Here is a 25,599-nt window from a genome sequence, read left to right on the forward strand (position 1 = left end):
ACGAAACATGACGCGGTGCAAAATCCGCCACGGTGAACGACCGCAGCGGACCACTTGACTCCTAACTCAAACAATCAAGTCAAGAAAAGGTGGGTCATAAAGAAATGGGCGGATTGACGGATGACGCGCACATCCATTATCCGGAGACTCACGACACAGTCCGTCACCCAGAGACATCCTTGACCGCCGACGCCCGCTCCCCCTCCGTGCGGAAGGCCCCCTTCCGACATGACGGATTCCTCGCCATCCGCACGCCCCTGCTTCCGCTGGACGTGCTGGTGGCGTGGGCGCGCGGACTCGAGGCGCCGGGAGCCCGCCCAGAGGAGCTCGAAGCGGCGATGACGCGAGACCGCGTGCTGCTGCGCCAACGGCTGCGCGCGCACGTGGACGACCCGCTGGTGCGCGAGGCGCTGTTCATCGCCTCGCCCTCGCTGATGGACAGCCTGCCGACCTGGCTGGAGTCACCCGAGTCCGAGGCGGGCCAGAAGGTGGAGCACACCCTGGTGCGCTACCTGGCGCGCATGGCCGGTCGCGCCACCCCGTTCGGCCTGTTCGCCGGGCACGCGGTGGGCGGCCTGGGTGAGACCGCCTCGCTGCGCATCCAGGGGCGCGCCGATGTGCGCCGCCACACGCGGCTGGACATGGACTACGTGAGCGCCCTGGTGTCTCACGTGTCGCAGGAGCCCGAGGTGCGACGCGCGCTCCGCTACGTCCCCAACTCCAGTCTGTATCGTGCCGGTGGCCAGCTCCGGTACATGGAGTCCCGGCTGAACGGCCGCGAGCGCTCGTATCACCTGGTCGCGGTGGAGCCCGAACCCCACCTGGTCACCACACTGGAGAAGGCCCGCGGTGGCGCGCCACTCGCGACGCTGGCCGCCGCGCTGGTGTCGACCGAGGGGGTCTCCGAGGAGGAGGCCCTCGAGTATCTGGAGAGCCTGGTGCAGGCGCAGCTGCTGGTGAGCACCTGGGCGCCCGTCGTCACCGGCCCCGAGCCCCTCCCCTCGCTGCTGGAGTCCGCTCGGGACATCCCCGCGCTGTCGACCGTGAGCGAGCGACTCACGCAGGTCGCCACCACACTGGCCGAGATGGACTCGAGGCCTCCGGGGCTGTCGACGGCGACCTACCGCGAGGTCGCCAGGACGCTCGAGGCGCTGCCGGTCCCCGTGGAGCTGTCACGCCTGTTCCAGGTGGACATGTTCCGCCCCGCGAACGAGGTGCGGCTGCCGCGTCGGGTGTTGGACGAGGTGGTGCGAGGAGTGACGCTGCTCCAGCGCATCTCGCCCTCGGCGGGAGATGGAACCGCCCTGGGCCGTTTCCGCCAGCGTTTGCTGGAGCGCTACGAGGGACGTCCGGTGCCGCTGCTGGAGGCCCTGGATGAGGAGAGCGGCGTCGGCTTCATGACGTCACGAGGCCCGGGCGCGGGCACCGGGCCGCTGCTCGCGGGCTTCTTCTTCCCCGGGAAGGGTGGACAGGAGGGCCCCCGGTGGGAGCCTCGCTGGACGCACCTGCTCCACCGGTTGGAGTCCGTACGCCGCTCGGGCGCGTTGGAGCTGGTGCTGGACGAGGCGGACCTCCAGGCCCTGGAAGCGCGCCGACCCGCGCGACTGCCGGAGTCCTTCGGCGTGGTGGGCACGGTGCTGGCGGATTCACCGGAGGCCGTGGAGGCGGGGCGCTTCCGCTTCCTGCTGGAGAACGTGCATGGCCCGTCGGGAGCGCTCTACCTGGGGCGCTTCTGCCATGGCGACGCGGAGCTGGAAGCAGCGGTGCGGCGCTACCTGAAGGCCGAGGAGGCGCTGCGACCCGAGGCCCTCTTCGCGGAGGTGGTGCACATGCCCGAGGGCCGCGTGGGCAACATCCTCTGCCGCCCCGCGCTGCGCGAGCACGACCTGGTCTTCCTGGGCCGCTCCGGCCTGCCCGAGTGCTCACAGCTCCCGATGACGGACCTGTGGGTGTCCGTGGAGGGCCACCGCATCGTGCTGCGCTCGGGCCGCAACGGGCGCGAGGTGGTGCCTCGGTTGACGAACGCGCACAACTTCGGCGCTCGCGGCCTGGGGGCATACCGCTTCCTGGGCGCGCTGCAATCGCAGGACGTCGACGCGCTCCGGTTCGAGTGGGGCCCCTTGTCGGATGCGCCCTTCCTTCCGCGAGTGGTACACGGACGACTGGTGCTGTCGCCCGCCACGTGGCGGGTGCGCGGCGACACGTTGAAGGCCTGGGGTGCGGCGCGAGGCGTGGCGCGCTTCGAGGCCGTGCAGCGCCATCGCGACGAGGCACGCCTGCCGCGGTGGGTCTGCCTGAGTGACGCCGACAACCAGCTCCCGGTGGACCTGGACAACGTGCTGAGCGTCGAGTCCCTGGTGCAGGTGGTGAAGGCCCGCCCGTACGCGACACTGGAAGAGCTGCTGCCCGGCCCCGGAGACGTGTGCATCGAAGGCGAGACCGGGCGCTACGCACACGAGGTGGTCATCCCCTTCCTCCGTCACGCGCCGGAGTCACCTCGGCCCGCCACGACCCACACCGTCGAGGCGTCCGGGGTGCGCACCTTCCCGCCCGGCTCGGAGTGGCTGTACGTGAAGCTGTATGGCGGCACCGGGACGTTGGACCGGCTGCTGCGCACCACGTTGGGCGAGGCGATACGCGCGGCGGTGGCCAGCGGCGCGGTGGACCGCTGGTTCTTCATCCGCTACCACGACCCCGAGCCCCATCTGCGTCTGCGCTTCCACGGCGCACCGAGGCGACTGGACACGGAGGTGTGGCCCCTGCTGCGCGACGCGTGTGCACAGGCGCTCGCATCGGGTGAAGCGTGGCGGCTGCAGCTCGACACGTACGAGCGCGAGGTGGAGCGCTACGGAGGCCCGGCCGGGATGGAGGGCTGCGAGGCCGTGTTCCAGGCGGACAGCGAGGCGGTCCTCGCCTTGCTGGAGGCGTACGCCGGCGACGCGGGCGCGGAGGCCCGGTGGCGGCTGGGCGTGAAGGGCTTGGATGCGTTGCTCGAGGACCTGGGTCTGGACCTCGATGCGAAGCTGGAAGTGATGCAGCGACTTCGCCGGAGCTTCGGCGCGGAGTTCAAGGTGGAGCGACACTTCGAGGCACAGCTGAGCACCCGGTTCCGCAAGGAGGCGCGCGCGTTGGAGGCGCTGCTCCAGGCGTCCCCCGACACGGAGGGCCCCTGGCAGCCAGGGCTGCGCGCCCTCCAGCGCCGGAGCGAGGCGATGCGTCCCGGGGTCGAGCGCCTGCGGCACGCCGCAGCGGAAGGCCGGCTCACCGGAAGGGTGGAGACGTTGGCGGAGAGCCTCCTGCACATGCACGTCAACCGGCTCTTGCCCGCGGACCAGCGTGCGCAGGAGCTCATCCTCTATGACTTCCTGACCCGCCTGTATCGTTCTCGCCGGGCACGGACGACGAAGACATGAGCGACGCGCAGCCGCCCCCGCAGAAGCTCTTCCGCCAGGAAGCGCTGGAGCACCACGCCCGGCCCGAGGCCCGAGGCTCGCTCCTGCGCGTCATGCCCGGGTGGACCCACGCCGTCTGGTGGCTCGTCGTCGCGCTCGTCGTGGTGGGCGGCGTGGGGCTCGCGCTGGTGGACATCAACGACTACGCGCGGGGCCCGGTGCTGGTGCGCATCAAGGGCATGGAGGAGGTCACCTCCACCGCCGGAGGCCGCGTCAGTCGCGTCCTCGTGCGCCGAGGCGAGCAGGTGCGCGCGGGCCAGCCCCTGGTGGAGCTGTACGCGGGAGGCGAGACGGCGGACCGGGAGCGGATGAAGGAGGAGTTCCGCTCGCGGCTCGCCATGTGGTTGCTGGAGCCACTCAATGTCGACTCCAGACAGGCCCTGACCACGCTCCGCGCCCAGCTCGAGCTGACCGAGGCCCGGATGGGTGAGCGCGTGCTGAAGGCCCCGTGTGATGGACAGGTGGGCGAGGTGCGCGTGCGCGAGCAGCAGTTCCTCACCGCGGGCGAAATCGTGGTGTCGCTGGTGCGCGGCGGCGCGGAGGCCTGGGCCGTGGCCCTGGTGCCCGGACAGTACCGTCCCATGCTGCGCCCGGGACAACCGCTGCGCATGGAGCTCACCGGCTTTCCGTATGCGTGGCAGTCGCTCCAGGTGGCCTCCGTCAGCGACGAGCTGGTGGGCCCCGCCGAGGTGCGCCGCTATCTGGGCCCCGGCGTCGGGGACGCCATCACCGTGGAGGATGGCCCCGTGGTGTTGGTGGAGGCGCGGCTGCCTCGGGAGACCTTCGAGTCGGATGGCGAGACCTACGCGTACCACCCCGGCATGGCCGGCGAGGCCTGGGTGAAGGTGCGCGCGCGCAATGGTTGGCTGACGCTGCTGCCGGTGCTGGAGCTGCTCGGGAAGCAACGTGACTGAGCCCACCCCTCCCCCTTCGTTCTTCGAGCGCTTCCCCGCGTTGCAGCGGCTGGGCGCGCGCTTCAGCCGTCGTCGCATCCCCGTCGTCACGCAGATGGCGTCCACGGACTGCGGCGCGGCGTGCCTCGCCATGGTGCTGGGCTATTGGGGCCGCCACGTGAAGCTGGACGAGGTGCACGCGGCGGCGGGCCTCGCCATCCGGGGCATCTCCGCCCGCGCCATCCTGGAAGCGGGCCGGCGCTTCGGCCTGGTGGGCCGCGCGGCCCAGGTCGACATGGACCAGCTCGACCTGCTGGAGCCGGGCGCGGTGCTGCACTGGGAGTTCCGGCACTTCATCGTCTTCGAGCGCCTGACGCGCGCGGGCGTGGAGGTGGTGGACCCCGCCTTCGGTCGACGCCTTGTTCCGCTGGAGCAGTTCCGCAAGTCCTTCACCGGCGTGGCGCTGCTCTTCGAGCCGTCGGAGACCTTCGAGACGGCGGCGCCTCGCCGAGGCCCCAACCGCTACCTGCACCTCCTGTTGGAGGAGCGACCCGCGCTGCTGCGCGTGGCGGTGATGTCGCTGTTGCTCCAGCTGTTCGCGCTGGCGCTGCCGTCCCTGACGGGCGCGGTGGTGGACCGGGTGGTGCCCAGCGGAGACGTGCCGCTGTTGGCCACGCTGGGCGCGGGGATGGCCGCGCTGGTGGTCTTCCAGTTGCTCTCGTCGCTCGTGCGCGCGCACCTGCTCCTGCAACTGCGCACGCACCTGGATGCGCGGCTGACGCTGGGCTTCCTGGACCACCTGGTGCACCTGCCGTTCTCGTTCTTCCAGCTGCGCTCGGCGGGCGACCTGATGAACCGCCTGAACAGCAACACCACGGTGCGCGAGCTGCTCACCGCGGGCACGCTGTCCGGGTTGTTGGATGGGAGCCTGGTGCTGCTCTACCTGGGGCTCCTGTTCGCCGGCAGCGCGCAGATGGGCGCGCTGGTGACGGTGCTGGCCCTGCTGCAAGGCGCGGTGTTCCTCTTCTCCAGTCGACGGCAGCGCGAGCTGATGGCGCAGAACCTGGAAGTGAGCGCGTCGGCGCAGAACTACGAAGTGGAGCTGTTCACGGGCGTGCAGACGCTGAAGGCGATGGGGTTGGAGGACCGCGCGGTGCAGCACTGGTCCAACCTCTACGTGGACGTGCTCAACGTGTCGCTGGAGCGCGGCCGGGTGTCGGCGCTCACGGACTCGCTGACCGCGACGCTGCGGATGGCGTCACCGCTGGTGGTGATGGGGCTGGGGGCGCTGCTCGTCATGGAGGGTCAGCTCACGCTCGGACAGATGCTGGCGCTCAACGCCCTGGCGGCGGGTTTCCTGCTGCCCGTCTCGAACCTGGTGACGACGGCGTTCCAGCTCCAGCTCGTGAGCAGCTATCTGGCGCGCGTGGATGACGTGCTGGAGGCACCGGCCGAGCAGCTCCCGGGAGAGCGTCGCCGCAGCCACGAGGTGGCGGGGCGCATCCAGGTGGAGGGCGTGTCGTTCCGCTACGGGCCCCACTCGCCGCTGGTGGTGCGGGACGTGTCGGTCACCATCGAACCGGGACAGTTCGTGGCCATCGTCGGCGCCTCGGGCGCGGGCAAGTCCAGCCTCGCGCACCTGCTCCTGGGGTTGTACCTGCCCAGCTCCGGCGTCATCCGGTACGACGGCGTGCCGCTGCAGGAGCTGGAGCTCAAGGAGCTGCGGCGGCAGATGGGCGTGGTGTTGCAGAACCCCTCATTGTTCCGAGGCGACGTGCGACGCAATATCGCCTATTCGGACCCGCAGCTGCCGCTGGAGGCCGTGCAGGAGGCGGCGCGGCGCGCGCAGGTGCATGACGACATCTCGGCCATGCCCATGGGCTACGAGACGGTGCTGAGTGAGATGGGCACCTCGCTGTCCGGCGGACAGCGGCAGCGACTGGCTCTGGCGCGCGCGCTGGCGGCCAACCCCTCCATCCTCCTGCTGGACGAGGCGACGAATGCACTGGATGCCCGGACGGAGCGGGCGGTGCAGGACGCGCTGGCGGAGCTGCGCTGCACGCGGGTGGTCATCGCTCATCGACTGAGCACCGTTCGCGACGCGGACCTCATCCTGGTGATGAAGGATGGCCAGCTGGTGGAACAGGGAACGCACGCCGCGCTGATGGAGAGGCGCGGGAACTACTTCGAGCTCGTGTCCGCGCAGGACCGTCCCCACAAGGCCGCGGGGTAGGCGCATGCGCTTCGCACCGGACGTCATCCTGGACCTCACGCCGCTGCCGGACGGCGTGGGCGGAGTGCCCTTCACCGAGCTGTTGAACGGGTTGCTGCGCGAGGGCTTCGAGCCCGAGGGCTCGCGGCGCTTGCTGGAAGAGGCGTGTGCGAGGCTGGGGCCGGGGCTGCTGCGCCCCGGGGGCGTGGATGACGGTGGCTTCCTCGTGGAGTCGCCGGTGCTCTTCCCCGAGCAGGGCCCCTGGTGGTGGGTGCTCCAGCAGGGCGAGGAGCGCTGGCACACGCGGTTGGCGGTGGAGGACGTGTCGGCGGTGGCGGAGTTCCTGCGCGCCACGGCGCTCGCATCGACGTTGGAGGAGGTGCGCGAGGCGTGGCCCTTCGATGAATCGGGCTGGCGGGACTCGCTCTTCGCGGCGGGGCCGCACCCCACACCCTGGATGGAGCCCTCCGGTCCGGGCATCTACCGACGCGAGCACGCGAGTGTGCTCATCCGCTCGCGGACGACGTCGGTGCTGGTGGATCCGATTCCGCTCCAGCGGCGGATGAATCACATCGGACAGGCGCCGGGAAATCTCGCGCACGGGTCCCTCGGCGCGGTGGCCATCACCCACGGGCACGTGGACCATTGGCATGTGCCGTCGATGCTGTCGCACCTGACGGATGCGCGCGTGCCGGTGCTCGTGCCGCGCGTGCCTCGCCCCAATCTGCTGACGATGCAGGACTTCGCCCAGGTGCTGACCACGTGTGGCCAACGTGCCCTGGCGCCCCAGTGGGGCGAGACGGTGCACGTGGGGGACATCCGCGTGGATGTGCTGCCGTTCTACGGCGAGCAGCCATCACCGGACGGACCGCCGCTGGTCGAGGGACTGCGGAGCTGGGGCAACTGCTACCGCTTCACCACCGAGGACTTCAGCTGCCTGTTACTGGTGGACAGCGGGACGGACCCGGAGGGACGCATGGAGGCGGTGGTGGAGCGCTCGCGCCGGGAGCTGGGGCCGGTCGACGTGGTGCTCTCCTGCCAGCGGGAATTCCTCTCACCCTTCTTCGGAGGGTTGAGTCACTACTGGGCCGCCCTGCCCTGGACGAGGCTGCGCGAGCTGTACGCGGACCATCTCGCCGGACGCCTGCGCAGTGCCACGGCCGGGCCCACGGGCGTGGCCGAGGTGTGTGCCGTCGCGGGAGCTCGGTGGTTCCTGCCCTATGCGAACGGCTTCGAGGGCGTGGGACGCGCCATCCAGGACGTCGGCTGGGGACTGGGAGAGCCGTCCGAGGTCGCCTGTGGCGCGGCGGTGCGTGACCACCTGCGGGTGCTGGGTGTCGACACGAAGGTGTTGGACTGGAGCCCGGGGGACGTGGCGCGCTTCGAGCGCGGCGAGTTGCAGTTGGACGCCGCGCGCTGACGGCCTGGGGTCACGGCGTGGTGGCGACACGACCTCGCGCGCGCGCGCCGCGCTGGAGGTGCACCTCGGCGACCAATCCACTGGCCAGTTGGCCGCGCTGTGCTTCGGACACCTGGAGCACGGCCTCGGCCTTCTGGTGACGCGAGGAGAGGTCGATCTCCGGCGACATGCGGTCCACGACGGCGGTCAGCTCCATGCCCACGGCGGGCAGTCGCACCCGCACGGTATCGCCAGGACGCACGCTCGGGGCCAGCTGCTCCGGGACGGCGAAGCGCAATCGCAGCTGTTCGCTCACCAGCCGGATCACCGGCATGCCCATGCTGACGCGCATGCCCGGCGTCAGGTACTGCTCGGTGACCGTCCCCGTGAAGGGGGCCTTCAGTCGGGCCACGCTCACGTCCCGCTCGGCCTGCGCCGCGCGCGCCGTGGTCGAGGCCAGCTGAGCCTGCGCCAGTTGGAGGTCTGCTTCCGCCAGCGCCACGTCATTGAGCGCGGTCTCCTCGGCCTGGGCGGCGGAGAAGTCACGGATGCGCTGCTCACGAACGAGGCGCTGTCGGGCCTGGGCAACGACCAGGACGGCGCGGTGCACGACGGCCTCGGAGGCGCGCATGTTGGCCTGACGGGTGCCCAGCTCCAGCCGAAGGGGCTCCGCGTCCAGCGCGGCGACGAGCTCTCCGGCTTGCACACGCTGCCCCAGGTGAGCCTTGACCTCACTCAACTGGCCCTCCACCGCGAACACCAGGTCCAGCACCTGACTGGCCACGACCACACCCAGCAGCGGACGCGGCGCGGACAGCACCTGCTCCGCGGGGCCCTGCTCCGAAGCCTGTGCCTGGACGCTCGCGCAGGACACCCACAACAGTCCCGCCAGCGCCCTTCCCTTCCCAAACCTCTTCGAATGACTGGAGCCCATGCCGTTCGCGCAGTGTAGTCCAAGCGGCGGGATTGGGCAGTGGGGCGCTCGTGACGCCTCAGCTCTTGGTCTGATACAGCGCGATGATGTCGTGGATCTGGTCCGTGACGTGCCGCAGTCCATCCGCGGCCGCGTGCGTGGTCTCCAGCCGGGCCATGGAGGTCCGCATCAGCTCGGTCTGGTCCGACACCGCGTTGAAGATCTGCGCCACGCCCGCCGACTGTTGACTCACCACCGCGGAGATCTGCCGGACGGAGTCCGCGTTGTTCTTCACCAGCGAGGACAACGTCCGCAGCTGCTCGCCCGAGTCGCGGATGCTCTCGATGCCTCGGCTCATGCGCTCGCCGCCCTGACGGGTGATCTCCACCACGCTCTGGATGCGCGTGCGCGTCTCCCCGAGCACCACCCGCACCTGCTGCGTCGCCGCCACGGACTGGCCCGCCAGTCCGCGAATCTCGCGCGCCACCACCGAGAACCCACGCCCGGCTTCACCCGAGCGGGCCGCCTCGATGGCCGCGTTGATGGCCAGCACATTGGACTGGTCCGCCAGGTCCTGCACGGAGCGGGTGATGCCCGCGATGCGGTCCGTGTGCGACGCCAACGAGCGGATGCGCTCCGTGAGGTCCACGGTCTGCTCGCGCAGCGCCGCCAGTCCCTCCACGCTCCGTCCGATGGCCGCCTCCACCGCCACGCCCATGTCCCCGGCCTCCGCCGTGGTCTCCATCATCTGCGTCGCCTGCTGCGAGGCCACCAGCGAGGTCTGGCGGATCTCCTCCGCCGTCACCCGCGTCTCCTCCAGCGCCCCCGCCTGTCGGGACAGCTCCCGGCGCTGGTCCGCCGTCGCCTGCGTCAGGGTCCGCATCGAGTCCCGAAGGGCATCCGCGGACTCCATCAGCGGCCGCACCACCCGCTCCTCCACCGCGCGCCGGGACAACTCCAGCTGCGCTTCCCGCCGCGCCGCGTCCCGCATCTCCCGCTGCCCCTGCACGCACGAGGCGATGAGGAAGATGTCCTCGAACACCACCCACGCCGTGTGCTCGAGCCACCGCCACGACTCCAGCGCGTGGATCCCGAAGAGCGACTCCGGCCAGAACGCCCCGCGCAGGAAGTGGTCCGCCGCCACCACGCCGCTGAACGTCAGCAGCACCCGCCAGTCCCGGTAGATGGCCAGCAGCGCCAGGGAGCCGAAGATGTGGAAGTGCGTCTCGATGCGCCCGCCCATCAAGTGGATGAGCAACCCGGACATCAGGGCCTGGCCCACCGCGATGACATGGCGCGTGGAGGTCCGACCCGGCCGCATGAACGCCAGTACAACGGGGAGTCCGCCGAAGAGCAGCCCCAGCCAGATGGCGGCCTCGACGTGGAAATGGACCGAGCTCTCCAGCCCCGCCCAGGCCCTCGGGGCGATGACCAGCGCCGCGACGATGCCGCCCAGCCACTGCAGGACCATCAACGCCGCGAACGTCCGGTCCGTGCGCCGGCTCAATGCCTGGCTTTGTTTCGCGTGGAGTTGTTGAGACAGCGTCGAGAGCTCCGCCTCGGAGACCTGGATCCTCATCGCGGCGAGACTCCCGTGACCTGTGAAGGTGTGTTCAACGCACAGCCGAAGACAGGCGACGCGGAGCGCTCGGCCTCACCCGACGACAACAACGCGCGCAGGGCCAATCCCCCGGGACTGTCCCCCTCGTGTCCGCGCGCAGCGGTGATGCCACCGCTGAATCGCTCCGTGCCGTCCGGCGCATAGAGCACCACGTGGCCGGAGGTCAGCGCGCCCAGCTCCCGCGCCACCTTCCCGTCCACGTCCGCCAGCACCTCCACGCCCGGCAGCGCGCGTGAGCGCTCCCACAGCTCTGACTGGACGAAGCCCTCGGATGCCTCACGAGGCGCCCAGATGTAGACCCGCGTCGCCAGCCGCGCCCCCGCGAAGTGCACCAGCTTCCCCAGCTCCGTCAGCGTCGCGCGCGAGCACGCGCACTGTGGATGCAGGAAGATGAGCAGCGCCCAGTCGCTCGCGCCACGCTCCAGCCCCAGCGACTCCGGCAGCTTCCCGGGCGGAGCGGCCCGCTCACCCGCGGCACTCGCGTATCGCCAAAGCAGGCCCGTCCCGAGAACACAGGCCACGAGCCACACCCCCACCAGCCCCGCCAACACACCGGGTCGTCCCTCGCGATGTTTCAACCCACCTCGCGTGGAATCCCGAGCTGAAACATCGGCACAGGGGGGTGGGTCATCCAGGACGGCCATGGCGGGCCATGCTGGAGAAATCCGGTGGATGTCGCAACCGTATTTCAGAGGAAGCAGGCATTGCGTGCCCAGACAGGGCATTCCCGTCCAGACCTGAAATCACTGTTTCATGCGACAAATGCCGCCGTTCCCGGCGCTTCCGAGGGCCGAGGGTCACGAGACCTTGGACGAACATCCGACGGGCACGTGTCCTCGACGGCTGAACCGCGGACAGCGCCTGGCGGGGCTCACGCGCGCATGAACAGGAAGTACAGCAGCAGGCTCAGCGCCACGGAGACGAGGATGCTGCCCGCGCAGCCCAGCTTGTTGGAGAAGAAGAAGAACATGGCCGTGGAGGCAACCTAGGCATCGCCGCGCGCATCCGCACGGCGCCCCCGGGGTTGCCGTCCACTGCCCCTGCTACGCCCCGCGCTTGAGCCGCTCCACGTACTCCGCCGGCAGGCCCGCCGCCTGGGCGCCTCGCACCAGGGCCTCCACGAAGCGAGGGCTCACCGCGCCGTCCTGCGACGCGCGCCGGGGATTGGTGACGAACGCGGTGGCCTCCACCTCCTGGCCGTCCACGCGCACCTTCACCGCGCGCTCCACGCACATCCCCGTCACGAAGCCTTCCTTGTGCTGGACGATGGGCCAGTCCTGCCCGCGAATCTCGAACAGCCGCCCGAAGATGCGCCCGCCCGGCGCGTCCGCCAGCCCCGCCACCCGCCCTCCCCACCAGCGCGACGGGAAGTCGTAGACCAGGTCCACGTCCACCGCTTCCGCCAGCCGCCCCTCCGGCAAATCGAAGAAGCCGTACGAGTGCTGCTGCCGCCACTCCTCGAACGCCGCCCGGTCCAGGATGGTGGAGTACGCGAAGTACAGCCGCGTCACCTTCGGGTCCGCGCCCTCGCGCGCCTTCATCACCATGTCGTAGTGCGAATCCATCAGCCCTCCCTACCGGTCCCCGCGGCGCGAGGCACCGTCCCGGAACACCGCCAGCACCCCGGACACGTCCAGGCGCGACGTCTTGATGAACAGCCGCAGCGCCCGCTCCACGTGCTCGGCCAGCGTGGCCATCTTCTCCAGCCGCTCGAGCCGCTCCAGCGGCACCCCGCCCATCGTCTCCGCCAACCTGCGCGCCTCCGCCAGGTCCGCGCGGATGCGCGCCACGAAGCCCGCCTCGCGCTCCTCGATGACGTGGCGGACCATCCGCACCAGGTCCGTCTCCGCGCCGTAGCGCCAGACGGTGTCCTGCGGCAGCCGCACCCGCTGGATGACACCCCAGCGCTCCAAGTCCCGGAGCAGCATGGAGACCCCACCCTTGGACAGGTCCAGCTCGCGCTCGATTTCGCCCGCCGTCAGCGGCTCGCCGCGCAGGTACAAGAGCGCCCACACCCGGCCCTGGTTGCGCTTGAAGCCCCAGAACTCGATGACGTTGCCCACCGCGTCCACCGCGATGGCTTCCCATGGCGCGAGCCGGCCTTCGACCACCGGCGGCTCACCACCCGCGCTCCCGTGTCCCCCCGTCCACAGGTAGCCCTTCATGCGGCGCGTCCTTGCACTTGCTCGGCGATGCCCGCCGACAGCTTGCGCGCCCAGCCCACCAGCTCCGCCCCCGCCGGGTCCGTCGCGAAGTGCCCCAGCTTGTCGAGCGCCGCTTCGATCTCCACGTTCATCCGCGCCATGGACGCATCCACCGCGCCCGTCGCCTCGATGGCCGCGCCAATCTCCTTCGTGCGCTCCGGTGTAATCGTGGAGAAGGCCCAGGCGTCCTTCAGCTTGCGGCGCAGGCTCTCATCCTTGGCCACCGCCAGCAGGATGGGCATCGACGGGGTGCGCGAGTGCACGTCCGCGTACCGGGGCTTGCCCACGTCCGTGCCCAGGATGTCCCGGATGTCGTCGGCGATCTGGAACGCCACGCCCAGGTGACGGCCGAACCCGTCGAAGCGCTCCACCGCCTCGGGCTGGTTCGCCAGCGTCGCCGCCGCGTGTCCACACCAGCCGAACAGCGAGCCCGTCTTCCCCTCGGCGATGAAGCGCAGCCGGTTGAGCGGCAGGTCCAGGTCTCCGCGCGCCTCCACCTCGGCGATGGCCGCGCGGGTCATCTCGGAGACCACCGACAGCGCGGACAGCGTCAGCCGCGAGTCCAGCTGCGCCAGCTGGTGCAGGCCCGTCGACAGGATGAGGTCTCCGCTCATCACCGCCACGATGTTGCCCCAGCGCGCGTTCACCGTGGGACGGCCCCGGCGGAACATGCCCGCGTCCACCACGTCGTCGTGCAGGAGGCTGGCCGAGTGGATGAACTCCGACGCCACCGCCACGTCCACCAGGCGCTCCGGAGCCACGCCCACCGCGCCGCCGAACAGCCGCACCAGCATGGGCCGCGCGCGCTTGCCGCCCGTCCCCAGACACAGGTGTCGGGCCGCCTCCATCAGCGTGTCGCCCTTCACGTCCGGACCGGCGTTGCCATCCACCAGCATGCTGCTGAGCCGCGCTTCCACCGCCACCAGAAAGTCCGTGAGCTCCCGAGCCAGGTCCATGTGCGCCGTTCTCCTCGGACGTTCATATAGTTCAAGACCGCTTGAACTGCACCTGATTCCAGCGCCCCCCTCCGGACGGGGGAGCGGGCGGCCTGGGGAGGCAGGGCTCCAGGCGGGCGGCCAGGGGGGGTGGAGGTCGGATTGAGGCGCCTGTCGGGGGCGTGAGACAGACGTGGGACGCCCGCTTCCTCGTCACAAGGACCGCGTTGAGCCCCGCCGCATTTCGTCGCTACGTCCTGAGCAGCTTCGCCTCGCTCGCCTCCGCCGTCCCCCTCTTCCGTCCGGGCTCGTCGCTGCCCGGCTCGTCCGCGCCGCTGTTGGGGGCCCCTCCGGTGGACGGGCCGGACGCGCACCTGTCGCCCACCCGGCGCCTGCGCGCGACGCTGGGTGTGTCCGTGGTGGAGGGCATGTTCACGGAGGTGTTCACCGCGTGCGCTGGCGCCACGGTGCTCACCGCGTGGGCGATGGCGTTGGGGTTGGGGCCGGTGCTGGTGGGGGTGATGACGGCGCTGCCCTTCTGCGCCCAGTTCATCCAGTTCCCCGCCGCGTGGCTGACGTCCACCTTCGGGCACCGGCGGGTCGCGCTGACGGCCATCTGCCTGTCGCGGCTGGTGATGTTCCCGTTGGCGGTGCTGCCGTGGTTGGCGCTGGACCTGGCGGCGCGTCAGCACCTGCTGCTGGGGGTGGCGGGGGCGTCGGCGGTGTTGGGGGTGGTGGGCAACAACGCGTGGGTGGCGTGGATGGGGGAGCTGGTGCCGCGCGCGGTGCGAGGCCGGTTCTTCGGGCGGCGCACCGCGCTCACCACGCTTGCGGGCACGCTGGCCTCGCTGGCGGCGGGGTTGTTGTTGGACCGGCTGCGTCCGGCGGACGGGGTGGGACTGGCGCTGCCGCTGTTGGCGCTGGGGGCGTGTGTCATGGGCGTGGTGACGACGCTGCTCATGGCCAGTCAGCATGACCCGGCGCCGCCGGGGACGACACCCCGGTTGGAGCTCAAGGGCGCGCTGGTGCCGCTGAAGGACCCCCTCGCGCGGCGGGTGCTCACGTATCAGGTCGCGTGGAACGCGGCGGTGGGGGTGTCCGCGCCGTTCTTCGCGCTGCACAGCATCAAGAACCTGAAGATGACGTTCGTCATCCTGGCGCTGCACGCCGCGGCCGTGGCGGGGGTACGCATCCTCACGGCGCCGCTGTGGGGGAAGATGATCGACCGCGTGGGGGCGCAGCCGGTGTTGATGGCGTGCTCGCTGGGCATCGGCGTCATCCCGGCGCTGTGGCTCTTGCCTTCGGCGGGGACTTTGTGGCCGCTGTTGTTCGACGTGGTGCTCGCGGGGGCGCTGTGGAGCGGGCACGGCCTGGCCATCTTCGCGCTGCCGCTCACGGTGGCGCCGCGCAAGGGTCGGCCGTTCTATCTGGCGGCGTTCGCCACGGCGGGAGGATTGGCGTACGCGGTCGCCGCGGCGCTCGGGGGTGCCATCGCCTCCGCGTTGCCCGAGAACTTCGTCCTGGGCGGGCAGCCGTGGGTGAACCTGCACGTGCTCTTCGTGCTGTCCTCGGCGGCGCGGCTCGGCGCGGCCCTGCTTGCGGCACGGCTTCCAGAGCCTGGGGCGCATCCGGTGACGTCTGTGAGCGCGCTCGTGTCCCGGCTGTTGCCCCGGGTGCATGCGGCGAGGATGCTGGCGCGTGAGAGCGCGGAGAGTCACCGCCCGAGCTGACCATTCCACTCTGGGCTACCTGCGCCCCGTGGGGTATGAGCGAGCCTCAGCACAGGCAGCTTGGCGACGCTGTCCACGGAGCCGGAGCAGACTCACGATGCGATGGGTTTGGTTTGTTGCTTTGTTGCTTTGCATGGGCGGATGTACGACGACCCGTGTCGTCCACGTTGACATGGGCGGCGACAGGAAGAGGGTCCATGAGTCGGTGGACGTTGACCCAGTCGAGGTGCGCGAGGAGGAGTTCAAGTCGACCCTCACCCGTCTCATCCTCGACTTGCGGATGGACGTCGCCTTCCGCGAAGCCGATGCGGCCGACCAGCGCGGTTGGGTGCGATCCAGGACCCTGATCGCATCCTCGAACGGACTTGCGGAGTCGAGCGATGGAGGTTCACCTGAATCGCTCTACGCGCGCCTCTGCCCTGACGGAGACGAGTGTCTGACCTTCGTGGGAGGGACGGGGCTGACGTTCTCTCGCAAGGACCGGACGCTCATGGCGCTGTCCTTCGCACTCGACGCCATTTGGGAGAGCGTTGAAATCGAGGTCGGCAAGGTGCTGAACCCCACAACCCTCAAGGCCATGCTGACCTCGGCCGCTTTGACGGTGCTCCTCACCCTGGCGCTTCCCGAGCCCATCACCAAGGCCATCGCGGTAGCGCTGACGGCGGCGATGGTGGCCTATCTCGGCGTGGTGCCAGTCTGGGAGATTGGCCAGGGCTTCGTGCGCCTGTGGGACGACGCTGAGAAGGCGACGAGCGCAAGCGCGTTGCAGGACATCGGACATCGGTTCGGCAAGGTGCTCGGGACCAATGGCAGTCGCGTCTTGGTACTCGTCCTCATGACGGCCCTCGGAGGAAAAAGCGCAATGGCCTCCCAAGGCCCCAGACTACCGGGCTTTGCGCAGGCCGCGCTTCGCGGACAGGCCGAGGCAGGGTTCCATCTCGGGGCAGCGATGAGTGGCGGAGTGACAGCCATCACGCTGCCTGCTGCTGGGGTGTTGAACGTGGCGTTGGCACCTGGAGCTGCTGCCGCACTGGCGCTGTACTCAGAGGGGCGGTATCCGGGAGATGACGAAGGCCCCACTCACCACATCTGCACGAACAAGAACACCAAATCACCCAACTCCGGTGGGCCATGGACTCCGTTGTGCGAGAAGCTATTCACCCGCGCGGGGTTGAGTCTGAACGATGTTTCAAATCTGGTAAGACTGAAAGCCCACGAGGGGCCGCACCCCCAAGCGTACCATCAAGCTGTCATTAACCGGTTGCAGAAGTCGCTCGGAAGGTGCAAGTCGGAGGAGACGTGTCGGCCTCGACTGGTCGAGGAACTCGCAAAGATTGCGGACGAACTCATGACGCCAGGCTCGGACTTACGGCGTCTGATCGTTGTGGGTGGGTGAGGGGCCAAATGGAGCGCCACTTCTATTCGGTAGAGATTGGGGATGTCCCGCAATGGTGCCTCGACACGCCTGCTCCCGCGGCAGGTGGCGTGCTGGAGGACCCTTGGATGTTCATGGAGGGGAAACCCGTGCCAGACCCGGGTCTCCTCAAGACCCAACCCTTCCACCATGGAGACCCGCGCACCTTCAATGTGGCCAACGCAGACCGCATGCCCATCGCCGATGAGCAAGTCGCCAAGGTCTTCCGGGAACTTGCGCCCGACGATGTGCAGTTGTTCCCGGTAGAGGTCGAGGGCGCGTCGCAGCAGTTCTACGTCGTCAACGCCACCAAGTGCTTCAGGTGTGTCGACGAGAAGAACTCGCGGGAGATCCAGATGTACCCGCCGGACGGCGCTGTTCCTGAGCGCGTGGGAGAGTACCGGTCAATCACCGGGCTGCGAATTGACACATCGCGAGTCGAGAACGCGCATGTCTTCCGCCCGATGGGCTGGGAAGTCGCCTTGATTGTCTCCGAGGAGGTCAAGGCCCGGATTGAACACATTGGCAACACGGGCGTGTACTTCAACCGTGTGACCGGGCCTCCAGAGCCTCGCTGACGTGCGACGTCAAACCCGGTACGCCCGGACCACCTCGGCCACACGTTCGGAGAGCATCTTCAACGACACAGCCGACTCGTTGGTGGAGGAGATGCGATTCACCGTATCGCCCATCACCGCGTTCAGCTCATTGACCGCGGTGAAGATCTGCTCGATGCCGGTGGCCTGTTGGTTCACCGTCTGGGCAATCTGCCGCGCGGACGCAGTGCTGTCCTGGACGATGGTCGTCAGCTCGCGCAGCGTGTCCCCGGACGCGCGGGCCTGCGCGAGCCCCGCCTCCATCCGCTGGGTCCCCTCGGCCGTGATCTGCACCGTGCCAGCAATCGCCTCGCCAATGTCGTTGAGGATCTTCCGCACCTGATTGGTCGCACGGATGGACTGGTCCGCCAGCGCGCGAATCTCCCGGGCCACCACCGCGAACCCCTTGCCGTGCTCGCCCGAGCGCGCCGCCTCGATGGCCGCGTTCACCGCGAGCAGGTGGGACTGGTCCGCCAGGTCCTTCACCGTCTCCGTGATTCCGCCGATCTGCTGCGTGCGCTCGCCCAGCGACATGATGCGCTCGGTGATCTGCTCCACCTGGGAGCGCAGGTCCACCAGCCCGTCGATGCTGGCCGCCACGGCCTCCTCGCCCGTCCTGCCCAGCGCCTCGGCGCGCTCGGCCACCTCGATGACGGACTGCGCGGAGTTGGACGCGAGCAGCGCCGTCTGGCGGATCTCCTGCGCCGTCACCTGCGTCTCCTGCACCGCCGCCGCCTGCCGGGAGACCATCTGGTTCTGCTCGCTCGCGGACTCGTTGAGCCCGATCACGGAGTCACTCAGCAACTCCGTCGACGAGTGGAGCTGGTGCAACAGGTCCTTGAGTTTGCCCACCAGGATGCCCACCGCGAGCGCCAGCTCCCCCACTTCATCCCGCGTCGAGACGTGCACGGGCTCACGCAGGTCCCCATGCTCGGCGATGCGGCGCACAGCCTCCGTGAGCGAGACGAGCGGCGCGACCATGCGGCGGCTCAACACCCACGCCGCGCCCATCAACACCACGAGCACGACGAGCAGGACCATCTGCATGCTCCCGAGCACGCCCTCGATGCGGCCACGAGCGTCGGTGCGGTTGAAGCCCACGTGGACGGAGCCGAGCCCGCCGGAGACCTGCGCGGCCATGTCGAGCAGCTCCACGCCCTGTGCCTCGAGCGGCGTGCCTTCCTTCGAGACAGCCAGCCCCTCCACGTGCTCGCGAAGGATGGACGCATGCGGACCGGACACCGCGACCAGCGCGCCCCGCGCATCCAGCAGCGCCACATAGGCCAGCGCGCCCTCCCGGGCCACGGCATCCAGCGTGGGCTGGACCTCCTGCTGCTCGCGGTTGCGCAGCAGGTCCGCCATCGCCGAGGCGAGCGCGGTCGGCACCGCCATGCTCATCTCGTGGCCCTGCTCCTCGAAGGCGTGGCGCAGGCGCGGAATGGTGTAGCCCATGGACAGCAGGGCGAAGAACAGCGCCACGACGACGGGCGCCAGGGTGATTTTATGGACGAGGGAGAGTCGCATCCGAGCACGAGGGTATGCAGAGCGAACGCGACGAATTGTGGACGCGTGCCTGCCAACAGCGCAACCCCACCCCACGAAGTGAAGCCTCTCATCCTCGCGAGGGTCCATCGGCACCCCAATCCCTGCACACCACGGCGAGAGCGATGACGTCTGGCTTTCCCATCCCCAGGAGAAAATTGCACCGGGAAGCACATCGTGTGTGCGTCCGCCAGCGACAGGACAGAAGCAGCGCGCGCTCACGCCCCGAAGGCCACGCTAATCTCGCGAGCCTTCACCCCTGGAGGGCACATGCGAGAGCTTCTCGGAGTCGCGCTGACGACGTGCTTGCTGATGGGCTGTGGTGGCGTGGAGGAGCCCCAACACGAGGCACCGCCGTTGTCCGAACAGGAGCAGAAGGCAGCGGTCTGCATCGACGGCTTCCGACACGTCTTCACCTACTGGACCTGTCAGGAGGGCTGCAACGTCGAGGTGCAGGAGTGCTGTTCCAACGTGGTCTTCAACCTCTGCTACGACTACGTCTCCCAGCAGTCCTGCGACCCCGGCTGCCGTTGAGCCCCCCGCTCAAGGCTTCGCTCCCTGACGCAAGTCCCGGCTCCCACAGTCCGCCAGGTGGAACGTCCCCTGGCGACTCATGCGAGTGACCACGCGGGCCCCCACGTACTCGGCGAACAGGGAGGGCCCGCCCTCGCGCCGCTGCACCGGGAGGCGCGTCGTATAGGCCGTCACCCGCTCCGGTCGGTCCCGCTGCTCCACCAGCCCTTCCAGCAGCTCCCGGTGCCGTGGCCCCAGCGCCTCCCCCGGCACGCCGCGGACATCGTCCAGCACCAGCACGCGCACCTCGGCCATCCGCTGGAGGAGCCGCCGGTCCTCGTCGTCGGAATCACCGACACGCAGCAGCCGCGCCCAATCGACGAAGAGACCCGCCGACGAATCCCACGACGACAGGCCCCGTTCGGTGCGCACGGCGGCGCGGAAGAGGTGGCACGCCCCGGTCGTCTTCCCCGAGCCCGCGCCTCCCGACAACAACAGCGTGCGCAGCCGCTCCCGCGTCACGTGCCGGGCCGCGCGAATCGCCGCCGTCTCCAGTGGCGTCTCCCCACCCAGGCCGACTCCGGCCGGAGCCCCCCACCGCTCCAACTGCGAGGGCCACGCGCGAGCCTGGTCGGACTCATGCCGCGCCTTCTCCTCCGCCTCGGCCCGCTTCCGCTCCAGCTCCCGCTGCTTCCAGTCCGCCTCCAGCTGGGCCAGCCCCGCCGAGGGCTGCTGCTTCGCCTGGGACATGCCCTGACGCAGCAGGTCCGCCAGCCGCCGAGGCGCCTTCGAGTCGTCCCGTGTCATGACCCGGGGAGTAACACACCGCCCCGACTCAGAGGCCCGAGGCCTTGGGCGCCGTGGACCGCCCCACGCCCTTGACCGCCCCCAGCTTGTCCCGGGTGATGTCCAACAGCGTCACCAACCGGCGCCGCGCATCCACCGCGTAGTGGATGTGCAGCTCGTCCACCTGGAACGTCGCCGAGGCCTCCGTCTGCGCGCCGAGCGAGGCCACTCGCTCCAGGTGACCCTGGATGGCGCGATAGCGCTCCTGGGAGAGCCGGGCGACCTGGCTCCAAGCTCCCGCCGAAATCTCGACGGTGTACGGACGGTGCGTGTTCCTGGGTGACTTCATGACGGTCGCTGCACAAAGCAGTCCGCGTGCCATCCGCCCTTTGAAGAAAATCGGACGGTTGGCGCACGGACCGCTTGTACCCCTGTAGAAACGTCAGCGCGGTCCGCCGACGCTTTTTCAGTGCAGACGCTTGCCTGCTGTCGGCGCCGGCTCCTGCTCCGCCTTCGGCTCCTCGTCCAGGCACGCCAGCGCGGCCAGCAGCATCGACTCACAGCCGAAGCGCAGACAGTCGAGCGACGGGTCGAAGTGCGGCGAGTGGTTCGATGGCAGGCTCTGCAGCTTCTCCCAGAGCGTCCTGCCTGGAGCGCGCTTCCACGCGTCGTGGGACGTGCCGCCGAAGTACCAGTAGACGAGCGGGACCTCCGCACTCGACGCGTCGTTGGACGTGCGCCCGTCGAAGTACGGGAAGTCCTCGCTGCCGCTCACCATGCCCGTGTCGACCAGGCGGTCCTCGCCGAACCACGCGGCGTGCGCGGCACGCACCCGGTGGTAGTACGGGTCATCGTTCACCATCACCCGCGTGCGGCTCATGACCTCGACGTCTGGAGGCCGAGGCGCGCGCCCCGCGTCACACTCCGCCCGCGCCATCCTCGAGATGGCCTCGATGAGCTGGTCCTGGAGCGCGTCGGTCGGCGTGCGCACCGTCATCTCCAGCACCGCCTCGTCCGGGATGACGTTCGCGCGATGCCCCGCGTGCAGGCTCCCCACCGAGACCACCGCGCCCCCCCGGGTGAGGTCCACCTCGCGCGAGACGATGGTCTGCAGCCGCGTCACCAGGTAGGCCGCGATGACCACGGGGTCCACCGTCGCATGTGGCTGCGAGCCATGCCCGCCCTTGCCGTGGATGCGCACCCGCACGCTCGCGGACGCCATCATCGACGGGCCACGGTGGTGCCCCACCAGCCCCACGGGCAGCGGCCCCACGTGCTGCGCGAGCGCCACGGCCGGCTTGCCGAAGCGCGCATACAGCCCGTCGTTCATCATCGCCCGCGCGCCCTGGAGCGTCTCCTCCGCGGGCTGCGCCACCATCATCAACGTGCCGCGCCAGTGGTTGCGTGACGACGCGAGCAGGTCCGCCACGCCCACCAGACACGTCAGGTGCACGTCATGCCCGCAGGCATGCATCACCGGCACCGTGTTGCCTTGAGCGTCCTTCACCGTCACCCGGCTCGCGTCAGGCCGCCCCGTCTTCTCCTCCACCGGGAGCCCATCCATGTCCGCGCGCAGGAGCACCGTGGGCCCTTCCCCGTTGCGCAGCATGCCGACGACGCCGTGACGCCCCACGCCCGTCGTCACCTCGTAGCCGCTGCCCTCCAACCACTTCGCCACCTTCGCGGCCGTCTGCTGCTCCTGCATGGACAGCTCCGGGTGCGCATGCAGGTCCCGATAGAACGCCTCCAGCCTCGGCGCGAGCTGCTCGTGCGCGGACGTCAGCAGGGGTCGCCAGGCATGCGCGGGCTCGTGCCGTTGCAAGGTCTCCGTCACTTCCATTCCACATCTCCTCCCCGAAAAGCGCGCGCAAGATGCCCCTCTTGGGGCACACGCATCGCGCCGAGCTCGAACTCCCCTCGCAGCAGTGTCCGAGGAACGACGGCGCTCGCGTCCTCCGCCCATGGGCTGTCTTCGTCGCGACGGTGGCCGCGCACGCGGGGCAATGGTCCGGGGTGGCCATGTTCCCCACGTTGCCCGAGATGAAGACCCTTCTTCGAAGCCTCGGCGTTTGCTTGTTGCTCGGTGCGGGAGTCGCGGCGGGCGAGCCCTCGAGCGCGGAGTCCTGCCAGGAGCCCTGCGGCGCGCGCACCCGCCAGCTCGCGGGCCACACCTACGTGTTCCCCATCCTGCAGCAGAGCGCCTTCGTCACCTCGCACGTCGGCATCCGTGAGGGACTGGCGATGTATGACATCCCCGATGTGCCGGTGAACGACCTGGAGCCCCTGGACGTGACGCTCACCGGAGTCCAGCAGACGTTGGACTTGAGCCTGAACATCACCGGCTGGCTGGGCCTCGCGGGCTTCGGCAGGGCCACCATCATCACCGGCACCAACGCGGATGGACTGTTGTCCTCCGGCGCCACGGTCGACCTGCTGGGCCAGGTGGGCGGCGTGGTGCGGCTCCTGCGCAACGAGCGCAGCGGGACGCAGGTCTCCGTGCGCGCGAACTTCGGCTACGACAAGGGCCGGGAGATCACCCTGCTGCCGCTCATCAACGCCATCCTCGAGACGCCCCAGGTGACGGTGGAGGAGCTCATCAACGGCAGCCTGGGACAGTTCCTGTTCGTCCCCAGCGAGGAGACGACGGCGAACGGCGGCGTCTACGCGGCGCAGACGTTGGGGCGGATGTTCTCGCTGCAGGGCTCGGTGCTGGCGGAGTACGCGTGGCAGAAGCGCAGGCCCTTCGACCGCATCGTCGGAGACCGCTTGGAGCAGAAGACCCACGCGGTGCGCTTCTTCTTCGCGCTCGCGGCGACGCTGGACCTCTACCCCACCACCGCGGTGCCCGTGGCGGTGATGGGCGAGTACCTGTTCCGCACCGGCCGCCAGGAGGAGTTCGGGCGCTCGGACCGAACCTTGAAGGACAGCTCGTTGGGGCTCGGCGTCTACTACTCGGGGCGCGCCAACCTCCAGCTCGGGTTGGGCGCGGTGGTGAACCTGGATGGAGAGCCCCAGCGGGGCTACGGCGACGAGGGCTCGCAGCGCAGCTCAGGAGATCCGACGCTGTCCTATGGACAGCTCATCCTGCGCTACGTCTGGTGAGCCCCGGCCGAGGAGGGGTCGTGCAGGTGCCATCCAGGCCACCTGCACGACGCGGGCGACCTCAGTGATCCACGCCGCTCGTCGCCTTCAGACCGATGATGGCGACCAGCAGCATCGACAGGAACACGATGCGCATCGGGGTGAGCGGCTCGTGGAAGAGCACCACGCCCAGCACCGCGGCGCCGAGCGCCCCGATGCCCACCCACACCGCGTAGGCCGTGCCGATGGGCAGCGTCTTCGCCGCCGTGGACAACAGGAACATGCTGGCCACGATGGCCGTGCCCGTGAGGATGCTGGGAACAAGGCGGGTGAAGCCCTCGGTGTACTTGAGGCCGATGGCCCAGCACACCTCGAGCAGACCCGCGATGACGAGAATGATCCACGCCATGACGTACGACTCCAGAGATGAGCGTCGTCTTGTCGTGACCGGGTACGGCGCACCTCGTCCGGGCCCGCTGAACCCACCCTGGGAACAACGGACGGCGAGGTCTATAGCGCCTCGCCCCTCTGTCTTCAACGTCCTCGCTCCACCCTTCATTCCATGGGCGGGCGGCCAGCCCAGGCCCCGCGTCAATGCAGGGCCTGGAACCGGGCCACGGCGGCCTCGACGGTGAGGTAGACGTTCTGCTCCCCCAGCCGCTCCATCATCCCCGTGCGCCGCAGCATCCCTCGCAGCGGCGCGTTCGCGTCCGCGATGACCAGGACGATGCCGTCGTCCTCCAGCTCCTGACGCAGCTTCTCCAGCCCCTCCGCCGCGGTGACGTCCAGGTCGAACACGGCGCTCGCGTCCAGGACCACCTCGCGCACCGGAGGCGACGCCCGGGCCACCAGGACGCGCACCTGTTCGCGCAGGTGCCGCGCGTTGGCGAAGAACATCGGCGCATCGAAGCGGTACACCAGGAGCCCGGGGACCGTGTGCGTGCCCGCGTGCCGCGTGACGTCGTGCCACCCCGGGACCCCCTCGCGCTCCCCGAGCACGGCGTCATGCGGATGCGCCGCCCGGCGGATGAGGTCCCCCAGCGCGAGCGCGACGGCGACGAGGATGCCCTGGAGGATGCCGAGCACCAGCACCGCCGCCGTCGTCACCACCGCCAGGACCGCCTCCACGCGCCGCATCCGCCACAGGGCCACCAGGGAGGACACGTCCACCAGGTACACCGCCGCGACGATGACGATGGCCCCCAGCGTGACCAGGGGCAGATTCTGGAGCAGCGGCGTGAAGAAGAGCGCGAAGACCGCGACCAGCACCGCGGCCACCACGCCCACCAGCTGCGACTTCCCGCCCATCGCGTCGTTGACCGCCGTGCGTGAGTCGCTGCCCGTCACCGGGAACCCCTGCGTGAAGGCACACGCCACGTTCGCCGCGGCCTGCCCCAGCAGCTCCTGGTTCCCATCCAGTCGATAGTGGTGCTTGTCGGCATACAGCCGCCCCGCGAGCACCGAGCTCGCGTAATTGACCAGCGCCAGGCTGAGCGCCGCGGGCAGCAGCGCCCGCACATCCGAGAAGCCCACCGAGGGCCACCCGAACGACGGTGGCGAGGCGGCGATGGCCCCCACCACCTTCACGCCCGCATGGCGGAGCTGGAACACGCTCGCCGCCACGGTGGTGAGCACCACCAGGATGAGCGGCCCGGGCAACCTCGGGAGCCACTGCCTCAGCAGGACGAGACACCCGATGATGCCCACCCCCAGCAGCACCGTGGGCAGGTGCATGCCGTGCAGGTTGCGTCCGACCTCCAGCACCTGTCCCGGGAAGTCCTCGGCCCGCCGCTCCAGACCGAACATGCGCGCCAGCTGGCTGCCGATGATGATGAGCGCGGCCCCGTTGGTGTAACCGATGAGGATGGGCTTGGAGAGGAAGTCCGCCAGCGCGCCTGTCTTGAACAAGCCCGCCACCAGGCTCAACAGCCCCACCATCAACGCCAGCAGCGCCGCGAGCGACGCATACCGCGCGGGGTCCTCCCCCGACACGACACCGCCCAGCGCGCTCGCGGCGATGATGGCCGCGCCGGCCTCCGGCCCCAGCATCAGGTGCCGCGAGGGACCGAAGAGCGCGTAGGCCAGCATGGCCGCCACGCCCGCGTACAGGCCGGTGACCGGGCGCACGCCGACAATCTGCGCGTACGCCAGGCCCTGCGGCACCAGCATCGCGCCAATCGTCAGCGCGGAGAGCAGATCCGGACGCAGCCACGCCCGGGAGTAGGCGGACATCCACCCCAGCCCTGGCACGTACCGCCGGGCCCGCCGCCAGCCTGCTGTCGTCGTGAGCTTCGTCACGCCTCAACGA

21 protein-coding genes and 1 riboswitch are annotated in these 25,599 nt (G+C 69.7%); of the genes, 9 read left to right on the plus strand and 12 right to left on the minus strand.

The window, feature by feature from the left end; translation table 11 throughout:
- The first annotated feature begins 179 nt into the window (after nt 1–179).
- From LXT21_RS23765 to LXT21_RS23780, 4 genes are read left to right on the plus strand one after another with little or no spacing between them, the layout of a single operon-like run.
- Nucleotides 180–3,413 carry a lantibiotic dehydratase gene (locus LXT21_RS23765; RefSeq protein WP_254040449.1) on the plus strand — a complete coding sequence of 1,078 codons (3,234 nt, stop codon included), beginning with the start codon at nt 180–182 and terminating at the stop codon, nt 3,411–3,413.
- A complete protein-coding gene (locus LXT21_RS23770; RefSeq protein ID WP_254040450.1) occupies nt 3,410–4,366 on the plus strand; it encodes an efflux RND transporter periplasmic adaptor subunit in 957 nt (318 codons plus the stop codon). Before LXT21_RS23765 ends, LXT21_RS23770 begins: the two co-directional genes overlap by 4 nt.
- The gene (locus LXT21_RS23775) at nt 4,359–6,578 is read left to right on the plus strand and encodes a peptidase domain-containing ABC transporter (RefSeq protein WP_254040451.1); all 2,220 of its coding nucleotides are present in this window, start codon (nt 4,359–4,361) and stop codon (nt 6,576–6,578) included. Before LXT21_RS23770 ends, LXT21_RS23775 begins: the two co-directional genes overlap by 8 nt.
- 4 nt (nt 6,579–6,582) lie before the next feature.
- On the plus strand, nt 6,583–7,977 hold the full coding sequence (locus LXT21_RS23780; RefSeq protein ID WP_254040452.1) for an MBL fold metallo-hydrolase: 1,395 nt from the start codon (nt 6,583–6,585) through the stop codon (nt 7,975–7,977).
- Between the two features lie 10 nt (nt 7,978–7,987).
- Here LXT21_RS23780 and LXT21_RS23785 read toward each other — a convergent pair whose 3' ends face one another.
- From LXT21_RS23785 to LXT21_RS23810, 6 genes are all read right to left on the minus strand, one after another.
- Nucleotides 7,988–8,830 carry an efflux RND transporter periplasmic adaptor subunit gene (locus LXT21_RS23785; RefSeq protein WP_254040453.1) on the minus strand — a complete coding sequence of 281 codons (843 nt, stop codon included), beginning with the start codon at nt 8,828–8,830 and terminating at the stop codon, nt 7,988–7,990.
- A gap of 118 nt (nt 8,831–8,948) precedes the next feature.
- Complete coding sequence (locus LXT21_RS45230; RefSeq protein WP_267145421.1) at nt 8,949–10,448, minus strand: methyl-accepting chemotaxis protein; 1,500 nt, start codon at nt 10,446–10,448, stop codon at nt 8,949–8,951.
- Nucleotides 10,445–11,068: a thioredoxin domain-containing protein gene (locus tag LXT21_RS23795; RefSeq protein WP_254040454.1), complete on the minus strand. Its 624-nt coding sequence runs from the start codon at nt 11,066–11,068 to the stop codon at nt 10,445–10,447. Before LXT21_RS23795 ends, LXT21_RS45230 begins: the two co-directional genes overlap by 4 nt.
- Before the next feature lie 465 nt (nt 11,069–11,533).
- The gene (locus LXT21_RS23800) at nt 11,534–12,055 is read right to left on the minus strand and encodes a gamma-glutamylcyclotransferase (protein ID WP_254040455.1); all 522 of its coding nucleotides are present in this window, start codon (nt 12,053–12,055) and stop codon (nt 11,534–11,536) included.
- Nucleotides 12,056–12,064: 9 nt separating this feature from the next.
- On the minus strand, nt 12,065–12,655 hold the full coding sequence (locus LXT21_RS23805) for a GbsR/MarR family transcriptional regulator (RefSeq protein ID WP_254040456.1): 591 nt from the start codon (nt 12,653–12,655) through the stop codon (nt 12,065–12,067).
- Complete coding sequence (locus LXT21_RS23810; protein ID WP_254040457.1) at nt 12,652–13,650, minus strand: polyprenyl synthetase family protein; 999 nt, start codon at nt 13,648–13,650, stop codon at nt 12,652–12,654. The genes LXT21_RS23805 and LXT21_RS23810 overlap by 4 nt, the downstream gene beginning before the upstream one ends.
- A 206-nt stretch (nt 13,651–13,856) precedes the next feature.
- On the opposite strand from LXT21_RS23810, the gene LXT21_RS23815 reads away from it, so the two are divergent.
- The 3 genes from LXT21_RS23815 to LXT21_RS23825 all read left to right on the plus strand — a co-directional run bounded on the left by LXT21_RS23815 (nt 13,857) and on the right by LXT21_RS23825 (nt 17,351).
- Nucleotides 13,857–15,359, plus strand: a complete 1,503-nt coding sequence (locus LXT21_RS23815) for an MFS transporter (protein WP_254040499.1) — start codon at nt 13,857–13,859, stop codon at nt 15,357–15,359.
- A 97-nt stretch (nt 15,360–15,456) separates the two neighbouring features.
- Nucleotides 15,457–16,755 (plus strand): AHH domain-containing protein, encoded by a 1,299-nt coding sequence (locus tag LXT21_RS23820; RefSeq protein ID WP_254040458.1) that lies wholly within the window; start codon nt 15,457–15,459, stop codon nt 16,753–16,755.
- An 8-nt stretch (nt 16,756–16,763) separates the two neighbouring features.
- Entirely contained in the window at nt 16,764–17,351 is a 588-nt protein-coding gene (locus LXT21_RS23825) for an imm11 family protein (protein WP_254040459.1), read from the plus strand.
- A gap of 9 nt (nt 17,352–17,360) precedes the next feature.
- Here the strand turns inward: LXT21_RS23825 and LXT21_RS23830 are convergent, their stop codons facing one another.
- Entirely contained in the window at nt 17,361–18,893 is a 1,533-nt protein-coding gene (locus LXT21_RS23830; protein WP_254040460.1) for a methyl-accepting chemotaxis protein, read from the minus strand.
- Between the two features lie 288 nt (nt 18,894–19,181).
- Between LXT21_RS23830 and LXT21_RS23835 the strand changes: the two genes are divergently transcribed.
- On the plus strand, nt 19,182–19,445 hold the full coding sequence (locus LXT21_RS23835) for a hypothetical protein (RefSeq protein ID WP_254040461.1): 264 nt from the start codon (nt 19,182–19,184) through the stop codon (nt 19,443–19,445).
- 9 nt (nt 19,446–19,454) lie between these two features.
- Here the strand turns inward: LXT21_RS23835 and LXT21_RS23840 are convergent, their stop codons facing one another.
- The 3 genes from LXT21_RS23840 to LXT21_RS23850 all read right to left on the minus strand — a co-directional run bounded on the left by LXT21_RS23840 (nt 19,455) and on the right by LXT21_RS23850 (nt 22,050).
- On the minus strand, nt 19,455–20,231 hold the full coding sequence (locus tag LXT21_RS23840; RefSeq protein WP_254040462.1) for an ATP-binding protein: 777 nt from the start codon (nt 20,229–20,231) through the stop codon (nt 19,455–19,457).
- 28 nt (nt 20,232–20,259) lie between these two features.
- Nucleotides 20,260–20,559 (minus strand): hypothetical protein, encoded by a 300-nt coding sequence (locus LXT21_RS23845; RefSeq protein ID WP_254040463.1) that lies wholly within the window; start codon nt 20,557–20,559, stop codon nt 20,260–20,262.
- 117 nt (nt 20,560–20,676) lie between these two features.
- Complete coding sequence (locus tag LXT21_RS23850; protein ID WP_254040464.1) at nt 20,677–22,050, minus strand: amidohydrolase; 1,374 nt, start codon at nt 22,048–22,050, stop codon at nt 20,677–20,679.
- Nucleotides 22,051–22,250: 200 nt separating this feature from the next.
- On the opposite strand from LXT21_RS23850, the gene LXT21_RS23855 reads away from it, so the two are divergent.
- Nucleotides 22,251–23,312 carry a hypothetical protein gene (locus tag LXT21_RS23855; protein ID WP_254040465.1) on the plus strand — a complete coding sequence of 354 codons (1,062 nt, stop codon included), beginning with the start codon at nt 22,251–22,253 and terminating at the stop codon, nt 23,310–23,312.
- A gap of 61 nt (nt 23,313–23,373) precedes the next feature.
- On the opposite strand, the gene sugE is transcribed toward LXT21_RS23855, so the two are convergent.
- On the minus strand, nt 23,374–23,700 hold the full coding sequence (gene sugE, locus LXT21_RS23860) for a quaternary ammonium compound efflux SMR transporter SugE (protein ID WP_254040466.1): 327 nt from the start codon (nt 23,698–23,700) through the stop codon (nt 23,374–23,376).
- Between the two features lie 18 nt (nt 23,701–23,718).
- Nucleotides 23,719–23,778, minus strand: a riboswitch (guanidine-III (ykkC-III) riboswitch).
- 104 nt (nt 23,779–23,882) lie between these two features.
- Nucleotides 23,883–25,589, minus strand: coding sequence for a SulP family inorganic anion transporter (locus LXT21_RS23865; protein WP_323394871.1), 1,707 nt, complete (start codon nt 25,587–25,589; stop codon nt 23,883–23,885).
- Between the last annotated feature and the right edge of the window lie 10 nt (nt 25,590–25,599).

Source organism: Myxococcus guangdongensis (genome assembly GCF_024198255.1).
In the GTDB taxonomy this organism is placed as follows: domain Bacteria; phylum Myxococcota; class Myxococcia; order Myxococcales; family Myxococcaceae; genus Myxococcus; species Myxococcus guangdongensis.

Excerpts from the sequence above, each read along its gene's own strand:
- LXT21_RS23770 (WP_254040450.1), top strand. The coding sequence starts at position 3,410 with ATGAGCGACGCGCAGCCGCCCCCGCAGAAGCTCTTCCGCCAGGAAGCG.
- LXT21_RS23845 (WP_254040463.1), bottom strand. The coding sequence starts at position 20,559 with ATGAAGTCACCCAGGAACACGCACCGTCCGTACACCGTCGAGATTTCG.
- LXT21_RS23830 (WP_254040460.1), bottom strand. The coding sequence starts at position 18,893 with ATGCGACTCTCCCTCGTCCATAAAATCACCCTGGCGCCCGTCGTCGTG.
- LXT21_RS23850 (WP_254040464.1), bottom strand. The coding sequence starts at position 22,050 with ATGGAAGTGACGGAGACCTTGCAACGGCACGAGCCCGCGCATGCCTGG.
- LXT21_RS23810 (WP_254040457.1), bottom strand. The coding sequence starts at position 13,650 with ATGGACCTGGCTCGGGAGCTCACGGACTTTCTGGTGGCGGTGGAAGCG.
- LXT21_RS23780 (WP_254040452.1), top strand. The coding sequence starts at position 6,583 with ATGCGCTTCGCACCGGACGTCATCCTGGACCTCACGCCGCTGCCGGAC.
- LXT21_RS23805 (WP_254040456.1), bottom strand. The coding sequence starts at position 12,655 with ATGAAGGGCTACCTGTGGACGGGGGGACACGGGAGCGCGGGTGGTGAG.
- LXT21_RS23820 (WP_254040458.1), top strand. The coding sequence starts at position 15,457 with ATGCGATGGGTTTGGTTTGTTGCTTTGTTGCTTTGCATGGGCGGATGT.
- LXT21_RS23835 (WP_254040461.1), top strand. The coding sequence starts at position 19,182 with ATGCGAGAGCTTCTCGGAGTCGCGCTGACGACGTGCTTGCTGATGGGC.
- sugE (WP_254040466.1), bottom strand. The coding sequence starts at position 23,700 with ATGGCGTGGATCATTCTCGTCATCGCGGGTCTGCTCGAGGTGTGCTGG.
- LXT21_RS23840 (WP_254040462.1), bottom strand. The coding sequence starts at position 20,231 with ATGACACGGGACGACTCGAAGGCGCCTCGGCGGCTGGCGGACCTGCTG.
- LXT21_RS23800 (WP_254040455.1), bottom strand. The coding sequence starts at position 12,055 with ATGGATTCGCACTACGACATGGTGATGAAGGCGCGCGAGGGCGCGGAC.
- LXT21_RS23825 (WP_254040459.1), top strand. The coding sequence starts at position 16,764 with ATGGAGCGCCACTTCTATTCGGTAGAGATTGGGGATGTCCCGCAATGG.
- LXT21_RS23855 (WP_254040465.1), top strand. The coding sequence starts at position 22,251 with ATGAAGACCCTTCTTCGAAGCCTCGGCGTTTGCTTGTTGCTCGGTGCG.
- LXT21_RS45230 (WP_267145421.1), bottom strand. The coding sequence starts at position 10,448 with ATGAGGATCCAGGTCTCCGAGGCGGAGCTCTCGACGCTGTCTCAACAA.